Below are 20,778 nucleotides of genomic sequence, written 5' to 3'. Positions count from 1 at the left end.
CAAGCTGATGCTTGGGCTTTTTCTTCTTAAGCGAACTTATATTCGTTATTGTAATGCTTCCGGCAGTAGGATTTGATAAATTGTTCGAATCTGGTTACGGCCGGGGTCAGGAAGTGGTCGGACTTTTTCACGACAAAAATCGGGTGAACGCCGACATTTTCATCAATGTGCAAGAGCTTGACCGTCCGCGGGTCCAGCTGGGGCAGGTGGGGCACGATGGCTACCCCGTAGCCCCAGTGAACGAAGCCGATGATGGTATGGTCTTCCATGGACTCCATGATGATTTTCGGCTTGACGCCGGCTTCAGCGAACATCTTGTCCAGACGGGGGCGCAGGCCGCTGCTTTTGCTATAGTAGATCATCGGGTACTTGGCCAAATCAGCCAGGGAGACAGAGTCCTTTTTGGCTAAAGGATTGGAAAAGGGAACGACAGCCAGCATTTCCTGGTCAACCAGATGGGAGATGTCGACCTTGTCTTCCAGGCCAGGCAGGTCAGGAGCTGAGGAGATGACCAAATCCAGTTCGTCATTGACCAGCTGGTTCACCAAATCGTCAGTGGTTCCCTGTACGAAGGAGAAAGTGATGTCTTTGGTGTCTTTTTCCTGCTTGAACTTGCAGATCAGCTGGGGAATCAGGTCCTGGCCCATGGTAAAGGTGAAGCCAACCCTGATATGACCCCGGTTGACGTCCAGCAATTCAGCAATGTACTCGCCGCCCCGGTCCAGGTTGCTCAAGCCGCTCTTGGCGTATTCCAGGTAGATCTTGCCATAGTTGGTCAAGCGGATGTTCCGGCCCTTTTTTTCAAACAGGGGTACGCCGAGCTCATCCTCAATGCTGCTGATGGCGTAGGAGAGGGAAGGCTGGGAGATGCCCAGCTTTTCGGCCGTCTTGGCCATGTGTTCCGTTTTCGCCAGTTCGACGAAGAAACGTAAATGTCGAATGTTCATATTTGCCTCCAAATAATGCACAACAGGTTTCCATACCTACAGTGTACCGTTAATCTAAAATTAATAAAATGCTTTTATCAATAATTTCGCTTTGCCTTATTTATCACGAAGAGTGAAAACGATAACATAACAGTGAATTGAGAAAAATGTAACTTGTTGAAAAAGCTTAAAGGAGATTCCAGAAATGGCAGACGAAAGAAACAACGAGATCGAAGAAACGAAGATTCAAGGCGTTAACGGCCCAATCACCGGCTGGCTTGACGGGCACACGATTTTGGTCGGTTTGATGGCTTACCCAATCTGCCACACCATGTCACCAACCATGCACAACAACGCTTTTGCCAAGTTGGGCTTGGACGGGGCTTACCTTTGCTTTGAAATCGACAGCGAAAAGCTTCCAGGCGCTATCGACGCTATCCGGACTCTGGACATGCGGGGGTCAAATGTTTCAATGCCTAACAAGAAGAAGGTCATCCCTTACCTTGACAAGCTGAACAAGACTTCACAAATGTGTGACGCGGTAAACACTATCGTCAACGAACACGGCGTTTTGACCGGCTACACCGCTGACGGCATGGGCTGGCTGCGGGCCTTAAAGAAGGACGGCCAAGACTTTGCGGGACTTAGTTGGCGAACTGCCAATCCTGGTTACTTTCAGAACCAAGAATGAAGGCGGCGTCCTGGAACTTGGTGAAGACGAATACCTGGACCTGGTGGCTACTGTAGTAACCAACCGTTTGGGTGACGCGGTCGACATTGAACTTTTCCACGATGAAGAAAGAGTCAAGGACCTGGTTAAGCAGGCTCATAACTACAATGTGGTAGTTATCATGAGCAACCACGACTTTGAAAAGGTGCCAGCCAAGGATGTCATCGAATTCCGTTTGAAGAAGATGGCTGACTTGGGCGCTGACGTGCCAAAACTTGCCTGCATGCCGCACAGCGCTGACGACGTTGTGACCCCGCTCAGTGCTACTAATGACGCCCACAAGGCTCTTGCCAACCCAATCATCACCATGGCAATGGCCGACCTGGGCAAGGTCAGCCGGATTGCCGGCCAAGTCTTTGGCTCCTGCCTGTCATTCGGTGCTGTTGGTAAGACTTCAGCACCTGGCCAATTGTCAATCGAAGACTTGAGAAACGCTGAAAATCACTTGGAATTGCACTAATCAGCTAAGAGAAATGCTTTTCTAAAAAAGAGCTCCCGTATCAAATGAAGTGCCCTACAATCATTAGATGTCTATGTCTAACAATTGTAGGACACTTCAGCGGGAGACCAAGCTGATGCGGATCGCCAAAGAGGCTGGTGTCAAGCATATCTATAACGGGCTGGGTATGGTAGTCGGCCAGGGGGCAGAGTCCTTCAAGCTCTCGACTGGCAAGGAAATGCCGGTTGACTACATTAAGGAAATCGTCGCTAAGGCGTAAGAAAAGCGGACAAGGCAAACTTGTCCGCTTTATTTTTGGCAAAATTATCTGATCTTTTCCTGCAGCTCGGCCGCTTGGAAGGCCTCGACCAGGTCTTTTAAGGCCGGTGAAAGGTCAGCCCCGCACCGGACCCCGATGAAGTAGGTAAGCTTGATCTGGCGGGGGTCAAGGGGGTAGAGATTGATTGGCAGGTGCTCCAGCCGCTTCAAGATACTGGCTGAGGAGATCGTGAAGCCGACCCCGTTGACGGCAAGGTTGGTGGCCGTGATAACGCTGTTGGAGGTCATCCGGATATTTGGCTGCACGCGGAAGTAATGAAATAAACCGTTGACCTGGTGGCGGATGGCGGATTCCCCGTTGCTTAAGACAAAAGGCTGCTGGAGCAGCTCCTTGGGATCATAATCAGCCGGATCCAGGATAAAGTGGTCTTTGAGATAGAACTTGGAATTTTCCGGAATCACGATATAGTAGACCTCCCCGCCGTTGATATAAGTATCAATTCCTTGCGCGACGGTTTCCGGCGTCTGCCCCATATAGCAGTCAACATCCCCGCCCAGCAGCCGGTCTTCGCTGGTGTGGGGGAAGCCTTCAGCGATCTGGATCTTGACCTGGGGGTGTTTTGCCAAAAAGGCAGGCAGGATCTTAGGCAAAAGGAAGGTGCCCAGGCTTTCCAGAATGGCGATCCGGATGACTTCTTCCTGTTGGTTGCTGAAGCGCTCCAGGGCGTTGGCCAGCTGGTGGCGCTGGGCGGAAATGTTTTCCAAATACTGGTAGTAGATCTGGCCGGATTCAGTCAGGGTAAAGGGAACCTTGTCCCGGTTGATGATGGTGGTCCCCAGTTTTTTCTCCACCCGCTTGATCAGCTGGGTCAAGTAGGGCTGGGAGATGTAGAGGTGTTCGGCGGCCCGGGTGAAGTTGCTTTCCTTGAGCAGGGTTTCCAGGTAGTTGAGCATGATGTCGGGATCGTTCATTTTCTTTTTTCTCCTCTGTTAAAAAGTTTCGTTTTTACGATAACACAAATGTTATTGACTGATAATATTTAAAGTCGTTCATTTTTTCCAGGAATAATATTAGAATTAAGCTATCAAGTAAAGAAAACGCTAACAAAGAAAAAGGAGTAAAATCATGTCAATGAAATCAGGTACTTATAGGGTTAAGGCCAAGGGCCACGGTTCATCATTCATGCCGATGGAAGTCACCATTGAAAACGACAAGGTGGCGAACATCACGGTTGACTCAGCGGGTGAAACCAGCGGGATCGCTGATGAAGTCTTCAAGCGCCTGCCAAAGGCTATCATCGACGGGCAAACCTTGAATGTCGACGCTGTTTCCGGGGCTTCAATCTCCTCACAAGGGGTGATCGACGGGGTTGCTGAAGCGATCAATGAAGCCGGCGGGGATGCTGAAGAATGGAAGAAGCGGGACAAGCCGGCTTCCTCAGCCGCCAAGGATGAAGAATACGACACTGACGTGGTTGTCATCGGTGCCGGCGGGGCTGGTTTAGCCGCTGCTACCCGGTCTCTGCAGCATGATAAGAAAGTTGTTATTCTGGAAAAGTTCCCGCAACTGGGCGGCAACACTGCCCGGGCCGGCGGTCCAATGAACGCGGCTGAACCAGACTGGCAAAAGGGCTTCAAGGCCCTGCCAGGTGAAAAGGAAACCTTGCAGGAACTGGCTGAAACGCCAACCAGCGAAATCGACCCGGAATACGTGGCAGACTTCGAAAAGCTGCGTGACCAGATCAAGGCCTACCTTGACTCAGGTGAAGACTACCTTTTCGACTCAGTCCTGCTGCACGAAATTCAAACCTACCTCGGCGGCAAGCGGGTGGACCTCAAGGGCAACGAAATCCACGGCAAGTATGAACTGGTAACGACCTTGGTCAACAATGTCCTGGACTCAGTTAACTGGCTGACCGACTTGGGTGTGAAGTTTGACCGCAGCGACGTAACCATGCCAGTTGGTGCTTTATGGCGCAGAGGCCACAAGCCGGTTGAACCAATGGGCTTTGCCTTCATTCACGTTTTGGGCGACTGGGTTAAGCAGCATGGGGCAACCGTTTTGACTGAAACCCGGGCAAAGCACTTGATCATTGAAGGTGGCAAGGTGACCGGTGTGATCGCGGAAAAGACTGACGGCTCAAAGGTAACTGTCCACGCTAAGAGCGTTATTTTGGCGGCCGGTGGTTTCGGGGCCAACACCAAGATGGTGCAAAAGTACAACACTTACTGGACTGAAATCGCTGACGACATCGCTACGACCAACTCACCAGCTATTACCGGTGACGGGATTGCCTTGGGCCAGGAAGCCGGCGCTGCTTTGACGGGGATGGGCTTCATCCAACTCATGCCAGTTTCTGACCCGGTAACCGGGGAACTTTTCACTGGCTTGCAAACTCCGCCTGAAAACTTCATTATGGTTAACCAAAAGGGTGAACGTTTCGTCAACGAATTTGCTGAACGCGACACTCTGGCTAAGGCAGCGATCGACAACGGCGGCCTCTTCTACCTGATCGCCGACGACAAGATCAAGGAAACTGCCTACAACACCACGCAAGAATCAATCGATGCCCAAGTGGAAGCCGGCACCTTGTTCAGAGCTGACACTTTGGAAGAACTGGCTGAAAAGGTGGGCATGGACCCAGCAGTTTTGACCGACACCATCAAGAAGTACAATTCTTACGTTGACGCCGGCCACGATCCGGAATTCGGCAAGAGTGCCTTCCACTTGAAGTGTGAAGTAGCACCATTCTACGCAACTCCGCGTAAGCCAGCTATCCACCACACTATGGGCGGTCTGGTTATCGACACTAAGGGCCACGTTCTGGATGAAGAAGGCCACGTGATCGCCGGCCTGTATTCAGCTGGTGAAAACGCGGGTGGCCTGCACGCCGGCAACCGTTTGGGCGGGAACTCCCTGGCTGACATCTTCACATTCGGCCGGATCGCCGCTGACACGGCTGACGAGGAACCCCCAGCTAGCGACGCGGTTAGCGGGGCATCTCATTAAAAAAGCGAGGAAACAGTATGTATTACAAGAGCCACTTTGGTACGACTTTAACAATTACACGATGATCGTCAAAAGAGTCTAGGTTTACCTAGGCTCTTCTTGACTTTCCCAGAATCAGGCAGTCAAAAGCAGCAATAGCCAAGGCAGAAAAGATTTTTTAAAATATTCTAAAATAGAAAAAACAAGTAACATTTTTTAGGAGAAAAGTAAAAATGAAAAAAGATATCACGATCATGCGTGACGGTTTAAAGCTAGCAGCGAAGGTTTCAATTCCGGAAAGTAAAGAATACGACATTGCGATCCTGGCTTACGGCTTTGTGGGGATGATGGACCCTAAGGTTAACGACCTATTGCCAGTTTTAGCAGAAAAATTGTAGGAAAAAGGCCTGGCAACCGTTCGCTTTGACTTTAACGGCCATGGCTTAAGCGAAGGACCACTGGACAACATGTCCCCAACTGCCACCTTGGTTGATGATGCCCGCATCGGGATTGACTACGATCCTAACCATGTTCCAGCTAAGCTTGATTTCAAAAAATTTAAGCTGAACGACTGGTACTTTAGAACGGCTAAGTTTATCAATACCTTTGAAGTTGCGCGTGCCTTCCACGGTCCAGTCTTGGCTTTGTACGGCAGTGACCACGGTTTGCACCAAAACCGCGAGGAAGTTTATACCAGAGTGGTTGACTTTTTAACTAAATAATAGAAAAAAACAAGTTCCGGATGGAACTTGTTTTTTGATTTTGTCTCAATTAATTTAAACAAAACAGTAGATTTCCAATTTTGTCTCAATTAACTTAAAATAGATCTAGAAGATCCGATTTTGTTGAAGTTAATTGAGATGATTTTATGCTAGTACCAAGACCAACTTACTTACAAAAACTAGAAAAATTAGCTAATAAGCAGATTATTAAAGTTCTAACCGGGGTTAGACGCTGCGGCAAATCTAGCCTGTTGCAGCTGTTTCAGCAACAGCTTTTAGCTGATGGCGTTCAACCAGAGCAGATTCAAGCAATCAACTTTGAGGACCTAGCTTTTTCCAAGCTGACTGACTACCAGGAACTCTATCGCTACCTAAGTCAACGCTTGCTGCCTGATCAGATGAACTATATCTTTTTGGATGAAATCCAAAATGTTCCTAATTTTGAAAAAGCAGTTGATAGTCTTTTTATTAAAAGCAATGTTGACTTGTACATTACCGGTTCTAACGCCTTTATGCTGTCAGGTGAATTAGCGACGCTGCTTTCTGGACGTTATATCGAAATTCCGGTATATCCCTTATCTTTTAAGGAATTTGCCCAAGCTAAGCCTGATCAATCTTTGCAAGAGAGCTACCAGCAGTACCTGCTCAGGGGCGGCTTTCCTTTTGCTTTGCAGCTGCCAGATGATGAAAGTTTCCGCGACTACATTGATGGCGTGGTAAACACGGTTTTAGTCAAGGACGTGCTTGCCAGAAAAGATAAGAGCGATTCAACTTTGGTTAGACGATTAGCAGCTTTTTTAACAGACACAGCAGGTAGCTTGACTAGCCCTAAGAAAATTGCGGGTACCTTGACCTCAATGGGAGAGAAGACGACGCCGAACACCGTGGCCTCTTACCTGGAGCTCTTAGAAAATGCCTTTCTTTTTTACCGCTGCGACCGTTTTGATATCGGCGGAAAAAAGTATCTGAGCATCAATCCCAAATATTATCCAGTTGATATTAGCTTGCGCCGGGCCCTAGTGGGGCAGAAGCGGCCCAACAAGGGGAGCCGGCTGGAAGCGATTGTGTATCAGGAGCTTCGCCGGCGGGGATATGAGATTTATGTTGGCGTGATGCAGCAGACTGAGGTGGACTTTGTGGTGGTGAAGGATGGAAGACGGGAGTACTACCAGGTATCGCTGTCTTTGGACGATGAACAGACCTATCAACGGGAAGTTAGAAGTCTGCGGCTGATCGATGACAACTATCCCAAGATCATCTTGACTGAAGATCCGGGGCATTTTGACGACCAGGGGATCAGCCAGGTGAACATTATTGATTGGTTGATGGGGGAATGAATATGAAAGTAAGACGCAGAGCCATGTATAAGGCTCTGCGTCTTTACTATTTCTTGGCTGACATTGTTGGCTATCCGCCTTGCAATATTGGCGGTTGCTCTAGCCTGGCTCTGCCAGTGCCTAGGCAACTTGCTGATGCGGATCCACATGTTAGGTCTAATCTTTCGCTTAACGCGGAGAAAAAAGAACAAGCAAAAAAGCCGCTGATTACTTTGGCAAGTTCACGGCTTTTTAGCTAATTATTATTAATGCCACCGCTATTAACGGTTCTGCGAAGGCTCTTGTTCCAGCAAGGGCCTTTTTCTGAAACTTAAGCTTCAGACTAATACAAATGCGTGGGCTATTCTAACCAGGATTCTGGTAGTTACCGCAGTTTCAGCATTTGTGGGTTTATCATTTGTGGGTTTATCCATTTCTACGGGTGGGACTGCTGCAGGATTATTGTATCTTGCTCAGAAACTATTTTCCTCTGGAGCACTAGCAGTAGAATAATATTGAATCAGCAATAACAATGTTTAGATATGCAGTTTGATTATTTTTTAAAGGTCTGGAGAAATTGTTTTAACAAAGTTGAATTTTGCCAATATGTTATTGTTTTGCTTTTTAGAAATTATGTTGTATATTAATCGCACTTTCTTATCGGCCGCGTTGTTGTAGCAGATGATGATGTAGAAATTAGGGGTATCAAATAAGATTGCATTTTTGAAGCGGTCAATTTTGGTATCAGCATAACGAACCTTTAAACTTGGAGTATCAGGGGTCTCAGTTGCGTTTCCCGGGGTAAGAGTAAGTTGTAAGTTGTCAGGAATATTTCTCGCGCCTTTAAACGATGTTATTGCAGGTACCCAGAAAAAAGAGAGAAGGCAGAAAATGTCGAAAAGTTTCGTGCCAAGGCTATCGTCTAAAAAAATCATGACAGGCATGACAATCAAAATGAAAATGTAAATCAGATGTCCCAATCTTCTTTGCCATTTTTTTATGTTATATAAAGAAAAAAGACTGTAAAGGGCCAGCACATAAAAACATTTAAACTTATCCCAGAATATTAGCTTGCTAGTAAAGGTTATGCTCTCGGTAGTATCCATAAGTACCTCTTAGAAAAATAATTTATATTCTAATTTTAGCACATTCTAAAAAGGACGGAGGTGAAAAACACAGAGCACCATTTCTGGTCTCTGTATTTTTTCAACATCAAATATCCCGAATGATGCTGACAACTTTACCTAGTACTTGATTTTGATTATCTGGCGTCAGCACTAAAGGGTCGTAGGCATCATTTTTAGGGATTAAAAGGGTTTTATCGCCAACATATTTGACAGTTTTTAGCGTAGCTTCATTGTTAATTAAAACAGCTGCAATTTCACCATTCTCTACCGTTTCTTGCTTTCTGACGATTACCTTATCGCCGTCAAGGATGTATGGCGCCATGCTATCGCCTTGGCATGTTAAGGCAAATAGTTCTCCAGTTGGTGGATCGCCAAAATAGACCTTGTTTAAATGCCCTTCGTAATTTTCTTCAGAAAAAATTGGCTTACCGCAGGCGATAGTTCCCAGGATAGGGATGCTGATGACCTTGGCATCTGCTAAATCAACTAAGTTTTTGGGTTTTGCATCATCATTACCTAGTAGCTCTGAAACTGAAATATCTAGTGCATCAGCAATTGCTGGAATTCTTTTAGCTGGTGGGTTGCTTAATCCTTGTTCCCAAGATGCTACCGTGGTTACCCCGCCAAGACCTAGAATTGACGCCAACTCTTTTTGGGTCAAGCCCTTCTTTTTTCTTTGCTGCTTAATTTTAGTCCCAATCTTCATTTTATTTACCTATTCACTAAATCTTTCAATTCTACACTACAACTTTTTAGTATTTTTAGCAATTTTTCTCTTGGCCGAACTAAAAATACGTAGTACATTTAGTACATAAAGCTCGTATAAATAACAAACTAGTACTAAAATATAGTTGAAGGGAAGGGGATTAAAAATGAAGGAGATTGATATCCGGGACCCAAGATCTAAGGGAAGAATAAAAACGAAAATTTGCAACTACATCAAAACTGATGATGGAACTGAGCTATTAGAGTTTAAATACCAAAGAATCAGAAGGACTATCTTAGTTGATGACTTCTTAAATGAAGTCATGCAAGCACGTAAAAATAGTTACACTACCGAGCAATAGATCCGAAAGAGAGATACTAAATAGCCGGAGTTATTACTAAGCGTTTAAATGCGCAAGTAATAGCTCCGGCTTTTTTGTTTGAAAGGAGGTGATAGTGATGTGATTCTTACTTAAAACGATGCCGTAGTAATCAGTAGAAAAAATAAAGGAGAATATCAAAATGGACGAAAGAGTAAAAGATGTACAGGTTTGGCTTAATCAAACCTATGGCAAGGTATCTGGTTTTAAAAAGGCACCAGAAAATGGCTTAACTGGTTGGCCAACAATTTATAGCTTAAGAGAAGGCTTGCAACACGAATTAGGGATTACTGCTCTTGCAGAAGGCTTTGGCGATAGCACTAAAAAAGCTTTAAGTGCGAAAATTGGCGACTTAAAGCGTGGCTATCATGGCAATATTATCAATTTGGTTAAGGGTGCATTTTGGTGCAAAGGGATCAGTCCTAATAACTTTACGGATAGCTTTGACAGTGATTTAACTACCGCTATTAAGAGCTTGCAAGGCGATGCGGGGATTACTGCCAATGGTCAGCTTACTGTTAATTTAATGGCTGCATTGTTTGATATGAGTGCTTTTGTTTTAATCCCTGGTCAAGGCAAGTCAAAAGTTCGACAAATGCAGCAGTATCTTAATGGTAAGTATGGCGATGAGTTGGGGATTTTACCCTGTGATGGCATCTATCAAAGAGCAACCAACACAGCCTTGATCTTCGCCTTGCAAAAGGCAATTGGCGTAGCGGGTGCAAATGGCAATTATGGTCCAGGTACTGTAGCGGCAACGCCGACGGTTAGCGAAGGCGCTAGCAGTGAAGTGGTTCAGGTGATCCAATACGGTTTGCTAGTTAACGGCTTTTATGATGGTGATTGCGATGGCAAGTATGATGCGGATGTGACTAGTGCCGTAATTGCTTTCCGTAAGTTTATGAACCTGCCGCCATTTACAGGCAAGTCTGACCTTTCAGTCATTAAGGGACTGTTAACGAGTAACGGTAATACTGATCGTGATTCAATTGCCTTGGATACTTCAGCTCAGCTTACTGATAAGGATATTTCTAACTTTAAGAGATATGGCTTTAGCGTTGTCGGCCGATACTTAACCGGATCTGTTGGTACTGGTGCAAGCAAGAGAAACAAATACCTAACATCTGATGAGCTGGAACGGATTACTGATGCGGGGCTGCGGGTCTTCCCAATCTATGAAGATGGTGGGTACGAGATCGAATACTTTAGCAGAAACCGCGGCTACCAAGATGGGATTACTGCTGCTAAGAAAGCAGCTGAGCTAGGCTTCCCAAGTGGGACAGTAATTTACTTTGCAGTAGATGTCGATATTCAAGATGGCGACATTGAAGGGACAGTCGTTCCTTATATGAAAGGCGTCATCGATGCCGTGAAGCTTAGTCCATATGAGCCAGGTATTTATGGTACTAGAAATGTCTGTTTGCATGGTGAAGAAGTTGGGATGAAGTACAGCTTCGTGGCGGATATGTCCTATGGCTGGAGTGGTAATCTCGGTTTCAGAATGCCAACAAATTGGGCTTTTGACCAGTTCACCGAATATCCAATCGGCAGCACGGATATTGACCAAGTAGCAGCTTCTGGCAAAGATGCCGGTGTCAATAAGTTTTCTCCCCAGTTATACGGTACTATTTCTTATAGGGAAGTAGCAGCTGATGTACTAAAGGGCTTTGGTAAGTCGGTATCTGCTGAGTTCAACAAGAAGATTGAATTAGTGGATATCCCTTCTTTAAAGATTTCAGTAGAATTGGTTAATTCGCTGTCAGTAGCTGATGAATCTCCTGCAATTACTATTTCAAACGGTAAGTTAGATTCAATCAGTTTTGCCAATTGGCTTCAAACTTCAGGACATATTAAAGGAAATGGTGTTGATGCGGTTGTAAACGAAGCAAATAAGGTGATCTCAAGCGCAAGCATTACCAATGGTAACCTGGCGATAGAAGCTTCGATTAACAACTCTGGTGAAAGCAAGCTTAAATTTATCTACCATATTTTAGAAGCTAAGGATAAGCAATTGGATAATGAACTGTCTGTAGTTATCACTGTCACTTCAAAGCCAACAGATCTATTTACTGGCACGAAAATTCCAAACGTTGATGTTCCGAAGCTCGTAACCCAAAGTCAAACTGATCAGAAATCATGGGAGACCTTAATTGGCTTTTCAACGGTTGTTGCAATAGCTGGAGTATCTATTTTTATTAGTGGAGGGACTCTTTCAGTCTTATTAGATCTTATTCCACAATTGTTTACCGGGTTGTTAGTAGGTTAGAATCCCAGACTAATAAGTTCGTATTTTTTAACATCAAATATGCAACTTGATGAATTTTTTAAAATGTGGTTTTACGGAAGCTATAAAGTTGACTTTAGATAGCGCTGTAGTGTTTTGGCTTTTGGAAATGAAGCTATAGAATACTCTGCTTTTATGCTTTGGCAAATAATTTGGGCACATTATCAAATAGAAATTCTTAGTATCAAGTAGTAAAGAACTTTTTAAGTATACTATCTGTGAATTTGAATCACCTATTTTTACTATAGGCGCTCTTCCTAAATTATTATCGGGTGAAAGCTTAAGATTTATAATAGATGGGCACTTTAGTGAAATTAGGAATGCAGTGATAGCTGGTACCCACGAAAAACAAGATAGCGTTAAAAAGACATCAATAAACATTTTAATGGTGACAAAAGGATAGGAAACAACAAGAATCGCAAGTGAAAAGCCACAAACACTGGTATACCACAGATAAATAAGAATCTTTTGCCACTTCTTTTGAAATCGTATTAAAAAAATAAGACTGCAAAGGTGTAGCAAATAAAAGCATTTAAACTTATCCCAGAATGTTAGCTTGCTAGTAAAGGTTATGCTATTAGTAGTATCCATAATTACCTCTTGAAAAATTAATTTATGTTTTGATTTTAGCACATTCTATCAAGAACTGAGGTGAAAAGCATATAAGTGTATATCCAGAATTAATTGCGTTTGCCATCTGGCTCGCTAGCCTCGCCTTGTTAACTATCTTAAGGCGAATCCATGTAAAGAACCGAAAGCTAGAGCAATTCGTTGCTATAGTAGAGCAAGTTCTTGCCGACTACGTTGCTCTTTACCGCCGGATTGGCTTTTCTAATCAGGAAAAGCAGAACATCGTGAATTCGATTGCGGCTATTTTGAAGGAAAAGGGTTTCAAGCTCTCTAGTGAAGATGTGGCGCAAATCGAGAAAATTGTTGACAGTAAATTGCTAGATAAAGTCGAATAGAAAGCAAAACGCAGAGCACCTCGATGCTCTGCGTCTTTTGTTCATTAATCATCTTCACCGCGCCAGCCAGCGATATCCCATGGAGTGAAGTCGTAGTCCAACTTTTTATGGTAGCAGTCTTCAAAAGCCTGCACCTTCAAGGCATAGTCTTTTTCCATCAAGTCCGTCGCGTTAAAGTTCACCGACTTGGTTGGGCCTGGATACAGCACCCCCAAAACGTGCAAGGTATAGCGCGTTTGGTAAAAGTGCTCGTTGTCTTTTTCAACGTCTGGCAGGTCTTGAATCTCCACAAAAGTTGAAATAATCGGCACGTTGCACTTAGCCGCGAAGTAGTAGGCTCCGCGCTGCGGCTTTCTTGGCTTGCGATAGTTCCACCACATCTCTTGCTCTGGGAAAATCAAGACCCAGTGGCCCTTGTTGAAGGCGTGGCTGAGGTGATGGATAAATTCCCGCCCAATGTAGTTGGGACTTTGTACCAGGGGAATGGACCCCATATTGTTCATGATGAAGCTGAAGAAGCCCGGCAGCTTCAAGTTGGTGTCTTCAATCACGATCTCCATCCGGTGGTGGGTCTTTTGGGCTAGGCGGTTGACGGCTAAGGCATCAACTTGGTTGAAGTGGTTGGCGGTTACGATGGCCCCGCCCTTAGCTAGGTGCTGCAGCTTGTCTAAGCCTGTTACTTGAATCTTGCCAAAAAATTTCTGCGTCAAAACCTGCAAGATCAGGTTGCCGGCTAGGCCTTCTGCCTTAGTCTTGAACTTATCCTGCTTGGCCCAGAAGTCCTCAACCAGCTTAACCCGCTCTTCCATAGACATTTGCGGGTCGCCGATTTCGGTTTTCGCCGTAAAGTCGCGGTTGTTTGCGGCTAGCTCGATATTGTGGATGACGTCCAGGCGGTGGTCACCAATAATCATCTTGTATACCTTCCTATTTATTTTTCATTTAATCTCTGTGATACCCGTAAGTTTCACGTGTAACTATAGTTGATCTTTTAACTTGAGATATTCGTTTAACAAGTCATCGTACTCATGCAGGTGCAAGACGCTGTGGACCCGTTTCACGTCCCAAGGCTTGACCGTCTGGGTGCGGAAATAAGGGAAGAAGCGGAAGCTGGTGGTGAAGTGCTGGATGACCGTATCGTCCTGGAGGGCGTATTGCTCATTGTACTTACGCGGGGCAATCCGCTTTTCTTTGGCTAATTTATTGATGGCCGTCTGGTCAGGCAGGAACATCTTCTTAACCTGCATCAAGTGGCGGACCCGTTTAAAGAGGCCAGTCCGCTTGATTTCCGGCATGTTCAAAAGGAGGACCCCGGAATTCAAGTAGTCAAAAATCTTCTTTTGATTGTGGAAGAAGAAGCGGCCAAAGTAGTCCAGGACCCCGACCAGTTCCGTCCCGGTCAAGTCCTGGGTGTAAAACTGGTCAACCGGCCGACGGATGATCACGTCATCGTCCAGGTAGAGGATGCGGTCGGGAATTTGCGGCAGTTCGTCGGCAAAAAGCCGGAGCATGGCGTAGGGGGTGAAGCGGGTGCCCATGTTGGCCGTCGGCGGTTCCTTGATGAAGTTTTCGGTGCAGTCGATCAGCTCCAGGCTGCTGTTGGGGTTGTCAGCCACGATGAGCGAGCGGATGAAGTCGGCCGCGTGCTGGCTGAAGGGCTTGAAGGACCTGGATTTGCTCTTGGCCCTCATGGTCAGGATGTAGACGTGAACCTCTTCGCCGCGTTCGGCTTTGAGCAGGGATAAGACGGCAATCAGCACGCCTCTTTCAGCGTTGTGGTCACCACAAAAAAGAAAGTTCATGGTTTTGCCTCCTTAGTAGAAAAAGTCCTAGTTCTTACTGTCAATTTTAACATACGAGCAATACTCGCAAGTGCTCAGTTTTGCCCGCTCCTGCATGCTTTTGGCGATTTCACCGTGCAGCTTTTCCTGAGCCGCCTTCTTGCCCAGCTTCTCGTCCGGGTAAAAGGGGCCATCGATGTAGACCGTGATTTTCGGCCGCTTGCGCCAGCGGCAGGGCTGGTAGGTGGTCGTCATGGCAAAAGACGGGGCCTTCAGGCTGACCGGGAAGTTGAAGCTGGTCGCCGGGAAAGGGCGGATCTTGGTGTAGTAGGGCCAAAGATGGGCTTCCGGGTAGATGACGATGGCCGCCTGCTTTTCTTCATAGGCGTATTTAACGTCCTTGAGCAGGCGGATGGACTGCTTGATGTTTTTCCCAATCGGCAGGCCAGCTGCCGGAATCACGTACTTGCCTAAAAAAGGAATCCCCCAGTTGGCCTGGGCGGCCAGGGCATAGTAGTGGTAGGGGTTGACGATGGTCATGGGGGTGAAGGGGTCACCCAGCATCTGGGTGTGGTTGCCATAGACAAAATAGCCCTGCTTTTTAAAAGGGCGCAGCTTTTCCTTGCCTTTGACTTTAACTAGTAAGAAGAGGCGGGAGTAGAGCCAGGCAAAGGCGCAGGCCAGGCTGCGGACCAGGACGTTCCAGAATTGCCAAGCCGCCCCTTTCCGGAAGACCTGGTAGTCATCTGGGAGCTGGAAGTCCTGCTGGGCGGAACTGACCAGGTCCTCGCTTTCGCTGTGGTAGTAGTAAATCTTTTTACTCATCAAAAGTCCCCCGCTTGCTGTAAAATAAAAAAAAGCACTGCGAGCGCAGTGCTTAGAGATGATGGGTCGTCAGGGGATCGAACCCTGGACACCCGGATTAAGAGTCCGGTGCTCTGCCAGCTGAGCTAACGACCCGTGTCAACCAACAATTTTATTATGCCATAAATTTCAGTAAAAGCAATCTTCTTTTTTACATTAATTGTAATTTTCTTAATTTGGCGGGCAAATCAAGTATAATAGTCACAGTGAAGGAGGTTCATAATGCCTAAAAAAATTCTCGTCGTTGACGACGAAAAGCCGATTTCCGATATCATCAAGTTCAACTTGACCAAAGAGGGTTTTGATGTAGAGACCGCTTATGACGGCGAGGAAGCTGTCGAGAAGGTTGAAGAATACAACCCTGACTTAATGATTTTAGACTTAATGCTTCCGAAGAAAGACGGGCTGGAAGTAGCCCGGGAGGTCCGCCAGACCCATGACATGCCGATCATCATGGTTACTGCCAAGGGCGGTGAGATCGACAAGGTCCTCGGCCTGGAAATGGGGGCGGATGACTACGTAACCAAGCCTTTCTCCAACCGTGAGCTGGTGGCCCGGGTCAAGGCCAATTTGCGCAGCCGGGACATCGTCAAGAAGGCAGTGGAAGTTAACCAGCAGAAGGAAAAAGAACAGGAAAGCAATGACATCCAGATCGGCAACCTGCTGATCAAGCCGGATGCCTACCTGGTTGAAAAGAACGGGGAAAAGATCGAACTGACCCACCGGGAATTCGATCTGCTCTACTACATGGCCCAGCACATGGACCAGGTTATGACCAGAGAGCACCTCTTGCAGACGGTTTGGGGCTACGACTACTTTGGCGACGTCCGGACGGTTGACGTTACGGTTCACCGCTTGCGGGAAAAGATCGAGGACAACCCGGTCCGGCCGAAGATTTTGGTTACCCGGCGGGGAGTCGGCTACTTTGTCAAGCAGCAAACAGAAGAATAATTTGGGAGCCACTGTTTGAGGTGGCTTTCTTTATGTGGATGGATTAATGAAGAAAGATAAAAAAGCACGCAAAGAGAAAGTGAAGAAAGAGAAGACCAACCTGCTTAAGCGCGCGGTCAGCTCGATCCAGACCAAGATCGCCCTTATCTTCATGCTCCTTTTGCTGGCCACGATTGAAATCATCGGGGCCTACTTTACCCGGCAGATGGAACAGACCAGCATCAACAACTTTCAAACCACGATTCAGCTGCAGTCGATCGTGACCGACCAGCTGACTGCTCAGCTGGTCAAGAACGGCAAGAGTGCTGACCGGAAGATGAACCAGATTATCACTGACTACAGCAATGACGCGATTTCTGAAATCCAGGTCGTGGACAGCAAGAACGTGATCCGGGCAGTGTCCAACTTAAACGACAAGAACCGGGTAGGGCAATTGTCTAACAACGGCGATATCCGGGAAGTGATCAACTCTGGCCAGCAGAAGACCCAGGTTGCCAGTGACCAGAAGGGCAGCTTCATGGTTCAGATCGTGCCTCTGACCAGCGGAACCAACATCGTCGGGGCGGTTTACGTCCGGGCCAGCATGGCTGACGTCTTCAATAACTTGCGAAATATTTCGATGATGTTCTTGACGGCCTCACTTTTGGCCGTAGTCGTGGCGGCGATTGCCTCCATATTTATTTCCCGGGCAATAACCCGGCCGATTGAAGAGCTCCGCCAGCAGGCCATCCAGGTGGCTAACAGGGACTACTCAACCCAGGTTAAGATCTACTCTAATGACGAACTGGGCCAGCTGGGGGCGGCCTTTAACACCCTCTCAGCCAAGATCGAGCGGTCCAATGAGCAGTCAGAATCTGAGCGCCGCCGGCTGGACAGCGTCCTGTCTCACATGACTGACGGGGTGATCGCGACCGACCGGCACGGGAATGTGTCGATCATGAACCAGATGGCCCAGGACTTCCTGGACGTCAAGGCCGAAGACGCGATCAAGAAGCCGATTTCTCAAGTTTTAGGCCTGGGGGAGGACTACACTTCCCAGGACTTGATCTCCAACCAAAGCGACATGCAGGTCACGGTCAATGCCGGCACGGATGATGAAATGATCCTGCACGCCAGCTTTACCTTGATCAAGCGGGTCACGGGCTTTGTTTCCGGGGCCGTCTGTGTTTTGCATGACGTGACTGAGCAGATCAAGAACGAAGACGAGCAGCGGCAGTTCGTTTCCAATGTTTCCCATGAATTGCGGACTCCTTTGACCAGTGTCCGGGCTTATATTGAAGCCTTGAATGAAGGGGCCTGGAAGGATCCGGAGATTGCCCCCCAGTTTTTGGATGTGACGCAAAAGGAAACTGAGCGGATGATCCGGATGGTCAACGACCTCCTGGTTCTGTCCAGAATGGACCGGGGAGCCACCAAGCTGGAACCGGAATGGGTTAACTTTACTGACTTTGTCTCCCACCTGCTCAACCGCTTCGACATGATTGTCGAACATGACCAGGGCGAGGCCCAGAGCGATACCAAGGAATACGTGATCAAGCGGGACCTGGGCAACCAGGCCCTTTGGGTGGAAATCGACACTGACCAGATGATGCGGGTGATCGACAACATCATGAACAACGCTATCAAGTACTCCCCTGACGGGGGGACCATCACGGTCCGCCTGACCCAGAACCAGAACCAGATCCTGCTCAGCATCAGCGACCAGGGCCTGGGGATTCCAAGGAAGGACCTGGGTAAGATCTTTGACCGCTTCTACCGGGCAGACAAGGCCCGGTCCCGGGCCCAAGGCGGGACCGGTTTGGGCCTGGCCATCGCCAAGGAAATCGTGACGGCCCATGGCGGCCGGATCTGGGCAGACAGCCGGGAAGGGCACGGGTCAACCTTCTATATTGCCCTGCCTTACGAACCAATGGATGAGGAGGATGAATGGGATGAAGTTTAAATTCAAGTTCAAATTCAATGATTTTCTCCTCCACCTGGCGACCTTGACCGTGATTTTGATCTCGATCGGCCTCTGGGTCACGGTGATGACCAGTGACCAGCGCTTCAGCCGGATCAGCAATGAATCATCCTCCCAGAGCTCGGCTTCTTTGTCGACCCACTACCGGAATGTCCAGTCTTTTTACGCCCCGGGCCAGACCTATGTCTTTCAAAACGGGGTCCGCTACCAGGTCCATGACGCCAAGCGGAACCTGCCTTTGAAGTTTGTCCAGTACCTGGAAAATGTCAAGCTGGGGACGATCGAGAAAATGTCAACCACGGCCAGTGATTATGAGAGACTGCTGGCTGACCAGAACTATATTATGTTTGCCTACCCGGACCAGATCAATTTCACGGTCCTTTTAGGCAAAAAACAAGCTAATTCCAGCCTGCAGTTCAACCGGGTCTTTGTCCCGGTCAAGAGCAAGACCCGCTACCTCTATTTCGGCAACGACAAGGGCAGCCGGGTCTACCGGGTAAAGATCAATTCCGGCTCCTTCCGGCAGCTGGCAAAGTACGTCAAGAGCGCCCAAGACCGGCAGGAGGTCAGCTTCCTGCACTTAAAGAAGCTCTACGTGCCTTTTTATGCCAAGGAAATCAAGGCCAAGGAATACAGCTACCTGATCAGCTACCAGTCCAGCAGCTACTATGCTTCCCGGCTCTTGGGCAGCAGCTACCGGAAGTCAGTGGCTAAGAACGGCCGCACTGTCTACACGGCTGGTTATTCCAAGCGCCTGCAGATTCCTAAGGAAGGCAAGAGCAATGACCACCAGTATCTGTACCAGAACTACTTGACCAGCCAGGAGCGGACGGTCACCCAGGAGATGCTGGAAAGTGCTGCCTATGTCAAGCAGCTGGGCCTGGCTGAACAGGACCTGCGCTTTTTTGAAAGCAGCGGCAAGACGGTGTCCTACATCAACTATATTGAAGGCTATCCGATTTTTGCCAACGACGCTTTGGCTCAGACCCAGGTAACCATGGGGACGGAGTCGGTCAGCGTGGCTTTCAGCAGCATGAACCTGCAGATCCCGATCCCGTATGACGGCCGTGTCAAGACCTTGCCGAAAACCGCGACTCTGCTGAAGGAGCTGAATAGCATCGGCATCAAGGAAAGCGAAATTGAAAAAATCACCATAGGCTACCATATCCAGGCCGACAAGAAGCGCAGCGACTTGATTACCCTGGTGCCGACCTACTTCATCAAGGTTGGCGGCAGCTGGAACAGCCTGGCCGGCTGGAAGAAGATTAAGGCGGAAAACACGGATCTGTTAATGGAGGGGTCAAGTTCCAGCTCCAGCAGCTACTCGTCTTCCAGCTATTCCAGCAATGAGTCGAGCAGTGAAGCCAACTCAAGCGCAAGTTCCAGCGTCAGCCAGGCGGGCAGCCAGGCACCGGCCAGCAGCCAGGAAGCATATTCCAGCAGCCGCAGCCAGCCGGCGGCTGAATCAAGCTCCAGCTCCAGCAGCTCCAGTTCAAGTTCCGCCGTATCAGCAAGCTCTGCCAGCTCAAAGGAAGGAGAAAAGTAAATGGATCATCGCAAAATTGAATGGCTTTTTCTGATCCTCTTCTGCTTAGTCGACATCTATCTCTTGATTGAGCTTTGGCGGGCCCCGGTTACCTTGACCTCATCGACCAATTCGGTGACGACCTCAACCAGCTTGAAGGCTGAAATGAAGTCAGACAATATTACGGTTCCTTCCCTGTCCAGAAAGGGGGACTCGGGCTACTACCTGGCCACTAGAAGTAAGAGCGACTTGAAGGAAGCCGCCAAGAAGCTCAGCAGCGACGTCTCCACCAGCTACGCTGAAGGGGACAAGACCCTGTACGCGACCATGAAGACCGCGATTCCGCTGGAGCGGATGACGGTGGGCGAGTTCAAGAATGACAGCAATTACGTCCCGCATGGCAAGCAGTATGTCTATGCCAAGAACCTCTCCAGCAACAGCAGCTACGTTTACGTGCAGAAGTCCCAGTACGGCCTGGTTTACAGCAGCCTGGCCCAGCTGGTAGTCAATGTCAAGAACAAGAAGATCACGGGCTACTACCAGACCTACTTGACTGACTTGTCCAGCGTCCGCGAGCTGCAGGCAACTATCAGCCCCTTGCGGGCGGTCACCAACCTCTACACCACCCGGGAACTGGCCGACAACTCCCGGGTAATGCAGGTCAAGCTGGGCTACACCAAATTGACCGAGGTCCGGGGCAGCGTGATTTTCGTCCCGACCTGGCTGGTCTGGATCGAAAATAAGAGAAGCAAGAGCAGCTGCTTGAAGCGGGTCAACGCCTTCAGCGGCCAGCTTTTGCAAAACAGTACATTGGACGATTAAGGGCAGGAAGGAA

Annotated in this window: 19 protein-coding genes, 1 tRNA gene and 2 pseudogenes; 14 read left to right on the top strand and 8 right to left on the bottom strand. The window is 48.0% G+C overall.

All coding sequences use genetic code 11. The annotated features are described in order from the left end of the window. Positions 1 to 26: 26 nt before the first annotated feature. Positions 27 to 947: a LysR family transcriptional regulator gene (locus tag DS743_RS08535; RefSeq protein WP_035184092.1), complete on the bottom strand. Its 921-nt coding sequence runs from the start codon at positions 945 to 947 to the stop codon at positions 27 to 29. A 184-nt stretch (positions 948 to 1,131) separates the two neighbouring features. Here DS743_RS08535 and DS743_RS08530 point away from each other — a divergent pair. The 3 genes and pseudogenes from DS743_RS08530 to DS743_RS08520 form a co-directional block, all read left to right on the top strand. Next, positions 1,132 to 1,528, top strand: a pseudogene (locus tag DS743_RS08530) (shikimate dehydrogenase family protein); the annotation flags it as partial. Between the two features lie 33 nt (positions 1,529 to 1,561). Next, positions 1,562 to 2,116: a type I 3-dehydroquinate dehydratase gene (gene aroD, locus DS743_RS08525; protein ID WP_080730893.1), complete on the top strand. Its 555-nt coding sequence runs from the start codon at positions 1,562 to 1,564 to the stop codon at positions 2,114 to 2,116. A 115-nt stretch (positions 2,117 to 2,231) separates the two neighbouring features. Continuing rightward, on the top strand, positions 2,232 to 2,375 hold the full coding sequence (locus DS743_RS08520) for a shikimate dehydrogenase (protein ID WP_035184089.1): 144 nt from the start codon (positions 2,232 to 2,234) through the stop codon (positions 2,373 to 2,375). 44 nt (positions 2,376 to 2,419) lie between these two features. On the opposite strand, the gene DS743_RS08515 is transcribed toward DS743_RS08520, so the two are convergent. Then, positions 2,420 to 3,346 (bottom strand): LysR family transcriptional regulator, encoded by a 927-nt coding sequence (locus DS743_RS08515; RefSeq protein WP_035184087.1) that lies wholly within the window; start codon positions 3,344 to 3,346, stop codon positions 2,420 to 2,422. A 160-nt stretch (positions 3,347 to 3,506) separates the two neighbouring features. Here DS743_RS08515 and DS743_RS08510 point away from each other — a divergent pair, with 160 nt between their 5' ends. The 4 genes and pseudogenes from DS743_RS08510 (at position 3,507) to DS743_RS08495 (ending at position 7,661) form a co-directional block, all read left to right on the top strand. Next, a complete protein-coding gene (locus DS743_RS08510) occupies positions 3,507 to 5,384 on the top strand; it encodes a flavocytochrome c (RefSeq protein WP_035184223.1) in 1,878 nt (625 codons plus the stop codon). A gap of 212 nt (positions 5,385 to 5,596) precedes the next feature. Continuing rightward, a pseudogene (locus DS743_RS08505) lies at positions 5,597 to 6,085 on the top strand (hypothetical protein). 146 nt (positions 6,086 to 6,231) lie between these two features. Beyond that, positions 6,232 to 7,422, top strand: a complete 1,191-nt coding sequence (locus DS743_RS08500; RefSeq protein ID WP_035184085.1) for an ATP-binding protein — start codon at positions 6,232 to 6,234, stop codon at positions 7,420 to 7,422. 2 nt (positions 7,423 to 7,424) lie between these two features. Further along, complete coding sequence (locus DS743_RS08495; RefSeq protein WP_072544266.1) at positions 7,425 to 7,661, top strand: hypothetical protein; 237 nt, start codon at positions 7,425 to 7,427, stop codon at positions 7,659 to 7,661. A gap of 300 nt (positions 7,662 to 7,961) precedes the next feature. On the opposite strand, the gene DS743_RS08490 is transcribed toward DS743_RS08495, so the two are convergent. Both DS743_RS08490 and DS743_RS08485 read right to left on the bottom strand, forming a co-directional pair. Further along, positions 7,962 to 8,507, bottom strand: a complete 546-nt coding sequence (locus tag DS743_RS08490) for a hypothetical protein (RefSeq protein WP_072544265.1) — start codon at positions 8,505 to 8,507, stop codon at positions 7,962 to 7,964. Positions 8,508 to 8,613: 106 nt separating this feature from the next. Then, on the bottom strand, positions 8,614 to 9,234 hold the full coding sequence (locus tag DS743_RS08485; protein WP_003611906.1) for a LexA family protein: 621 nt from the start codon (positions 9,232 to 9,234) through the stop codon (positions 8,614 to 8,616). 166 nt (positions 9,235 to 9,400) lie between these two features. Here DS743_RS08485 and DS743_RS08480 point away from each other — a divergent pair, with 166 nt between their 5' ends. From DS743_RS08480 to DS743_RS08470, 3 genes are all read left to right on the top strand, one after another. Next, positions 9,401 to 9,595: a hypothetical protein gene (locus DS743_RS08480; protein WP_003611908.1), complete on the top strand. Its 195-nt coding sequence runs from the start codon at positions 9,401 to 9,403 to the stop codon at positions 9,593 to 9,595. Positions 9,596 to 9,755: 160 nt separating this feature from the next. After that, on the top strand, positions 9,756 to 11,879 hold the full coding sequence (locus DS743_RS08475) for a glycoside hydrolase domain-containing protein (RefSeq protein ID WP_035184082.1): 2,124 nt from the start codon (positions 9,756 to 9,758) through the stop codon (positions 11,877 to 11,879). Positions 11,880 to 12,613: 734 nt separating this feature from the next. Then, positions 12,614 to 12,862, top strand: a complete 249-nt coding sequence (locus DS743_RS08470; RefSeq protein ID WP_003616266.1) for a hypothetical protein — start codon at positions 12,614 to 12,616, stop codon at positions 12,860 to 12,862. A 44-nt stretch (positions 12,863 to 12,906) separates the two neighbouring features. Here DS743_RS08470 and DS743_RS08465 read toward each other — a convergent pair whose 3' ends face one another. The 4 genes from DS743_RS08465 to DS743_RS08450 form a co-directional block, all read right to left on the bottom strand. Further along, positions 12,907 to 13,776: a 1-acyl-sn-glycerol-3-phosphate acyltransferase gene (locus DS743_RS08465; RefSeq protein ID WP_035184080.1), complete on the bottom strand. Its 870-nt coding sequence runs from the start codon at positions 13,774 to 13,776 to the stop codon at positions 12,907 to 12,909. 63 nt (positions 13,777 to 13,839) lie between these two features. Further along, a complete protein-coding gene (locus DS743_RS08460; RefSeq protein ID WP_035184078.1) occupies positions 13,840 to 14,664 on the bottom strand; it encodes a glycosyltransferase in 825 nt (274 codons plus the stop codon). Between the two features lie 27 nt (positions 14,665 to 14,691). Beyond that, positions 14,692 to 15,468 carry a lysophospholipid acyltransferase family protein gene (locus DS743_RS08455; RefSeq protein ID WP_035184077.1) on the bottom strand — a complete coding sequence of 259 codons (777 nt, stop codon included), beginning with the start codon at positions 15,466 to 15,468 and terminating at the stop codon, positions 14,692 to 14,694. A 62-nt stretch (positions 15,469 to 15,530) separates the two neighbouring features. Next, positions 15,531 to 15,603 (bottom strand) — tRNA-Lys (locus DS743_RS08450). A 126-nt stretch (positions 15,604 to 15,729) separates the two neighbouring features. On the opposite strand from DS743_RS08450, the gene yycF reads away from it, so the two are divergent. Genes yycF through DS743_RS08430 form a run of 4 tightly spaced genes read left to right on the top strand, consistent with a single transcriptional unit; the run spans position 15,730 to position 20,765 of the window. Beyond that, positions 15,730 to 16,458 (top strand): response regulator YycF, encoded by a 729-nt coding sequence (gene yycF / locus DS743_RS08445; protein WP_035184076.1) that lies wholly within the window; start codon positions 15,730 to 15,732, stop codon positions 16,456 to 16,458. A 46-nt stretch (positions 16,459 to 16,504) separates the two neighbouring features. Further along, a complete protein-coding gene (gene walK / locus DS743_RS08440; protein ID WP_072544264.1) occupies positions 16,505 to 18,400 on the top strand; it encodes a cell wall metabolism sensor histidine kinase WalK in 1,896 nt (631 codons plus the stop codon). Continuing rightward, the gene (locus DS743_RS08435) at positions 18,390 to 19,964 is read left to right on the top strand and encodes a hypothetical protein (protein ID WP_035184073.1); all 1,575 of its coding nucleotides are present in this window, start codon (positions 18,390 to 18,392) and stop codon (positions 19,962 to 19,964) included. The genes walK and DS743_RS08435 overlap by 11 nt, the downstream gene beginning before the upstream one ends. Next, positions 19,965 to 20,765, top strand: a complete 801-nt coding sequence (locus DS743_RS08430; RefSeq protein ID WP_003616258.1) for a two-component system regulatory protein YycI — start codon at positions 19,965 to 19,967, stop codon at positions 20,763 to 20,765. It abuts the gene before it with no gap. The last annotated feature ends 13 nt before the right edge of the window (positions 20,766 to 20,778 follow it).

The sequence above is a fragment of the Lactobacillus leichmannii genome (assembly GCF_024701915.1).
GTDB classification, from domain to species: Bacteria; Bacillota; Bacilli; order Lactobacillales; family Lactobacillaceae; genus Lactobacillus; species Lactobacillus delbrueckii.
Note: the sequence above shows the minus strand (reverse complement) of the source record. Positions and strands in the feature narration are given on the sequence as shown.

Excerpts from the sequence above, each read along its gene's own strand:
- DS743_RS08535 (WP_035184092.1), bottom strand. The coding sequence starts at position 947 with ATGAACATTCGACATTTACGTTTCTTCGTCGAACTGGCGAAAACGGAA.
- DS743_RS08520 (WP_035184089.1), top strand. The coding sequence starts at position 2,232 with ATGCGGATCGCCAAAGAGGCTGGTGTCAAGCATATCTATAACGGGCTG.
- DS743_RS08515 (WP_035184087.1), bottom strand. The coding sequence starts at position 3,346 with ATGAACGATCCCGACATCATGCTCAACTACCTGGAAACCCTGCTCAAG.
- DS743_RS08510 (WP_035184223.1), top strand. The coding sequence starts at position 3,507 with ATGAAATCAGGTACTTATAGGGTTAAGGCCAAGGGCCACGGTTCATCA.
- DS743_RS08500 (WP_035184085.1), top strand. The coding sequence starts at position 6,232 with ATGCTAGTACCAAGACCAACTTACTTACAAAAACTAGAAAAATTAGCT.
- DS743_RS08495 (WP_072544266.1), top strand. The coding sequence starts at position 7,425 with ATGAAAGTAAGACGCAGAGCCATGTATAAGGCTCTGCGTCTTTACTAT.
- DS743_RS08490 (WP_072544265.1), bottom strand. The coding sequence starts at position 8,507 with ATGGATACTACCGAGAGCATAACCTTTACTAGCAAGCTAATATTCTGG.
- DS743_RS08485 (WP_003611906.1), bottom strand. The coding sequence starts at position 9,234 with ATGAAGATTGGGACTAAAATTAAGCAGCAAAGAAAAAAGAAGGGCTTG.
- DS743_RS08480 (WP_003611908.1), top strand. The coding sequence starts at position 9,401 with ATGAAGGAGATTGATATCCGGGACCCAAGATCTAAGGGAAGAATAAAA.
- DS743_RS08475 (WP_035184082.1), top strand. The coding sequence starts at position 9,756 with ATGGACGAAAGAGTAAAAGATGTACAGGTTTGGCTTAATCAAACCTAT.
- DS743_RS08465 (WP_035184080.1), bottom strand. The coding sequence starts at position 13,776 with ATGATTATTGGTGACCACCGCCTGGACGTCATCCACAATATCGAGCTA.
- DS743_RS08460 (WP_035184078.1), bottom strand. The coding sequence starts at position 14,664 with ATGAACTTTCTTTTTTGTGGTGACCACAACGCTGAAAGAGGCGTGCTG.
- DS743_RS08455 (WP_035184077.1), bottom strand. The coding sequence starts at position 15,468 with ATGAGTAAAAAGATTTACTACTACCACAGCGAAAGCGAGGACCTGGTC.
- yycF (WP_035184076.1), top strand. The coding sequence starts at position 15,730 with ATGCCTAAAAAAATTCTCGTCGTTGACGACGAAAAGCCGATTTCCGAT.
- walK (WP_072544264.1), top strand. The coding sequence starts at position 16,505 with ATGAAGAAAGATAAAAAAGCACGCAAAGAGAAAGTGAAGAAAGAGAAG.
- DS743_RS08435 (WP_035184073.1), top strand. The coding sequence starts at position 18,390 with ATGAAGTTTAAATTCAAGTTCAAATTCAATGATTTTCTCCTCCACCTG.
- DS743_RS08430 (WP_003616258.1), top strand. The coding sequence starts at position 19,965 with ATGGATCATCGCAAAATTGAATGGCTTTTTCTGATCCTCTTCTGCTTA.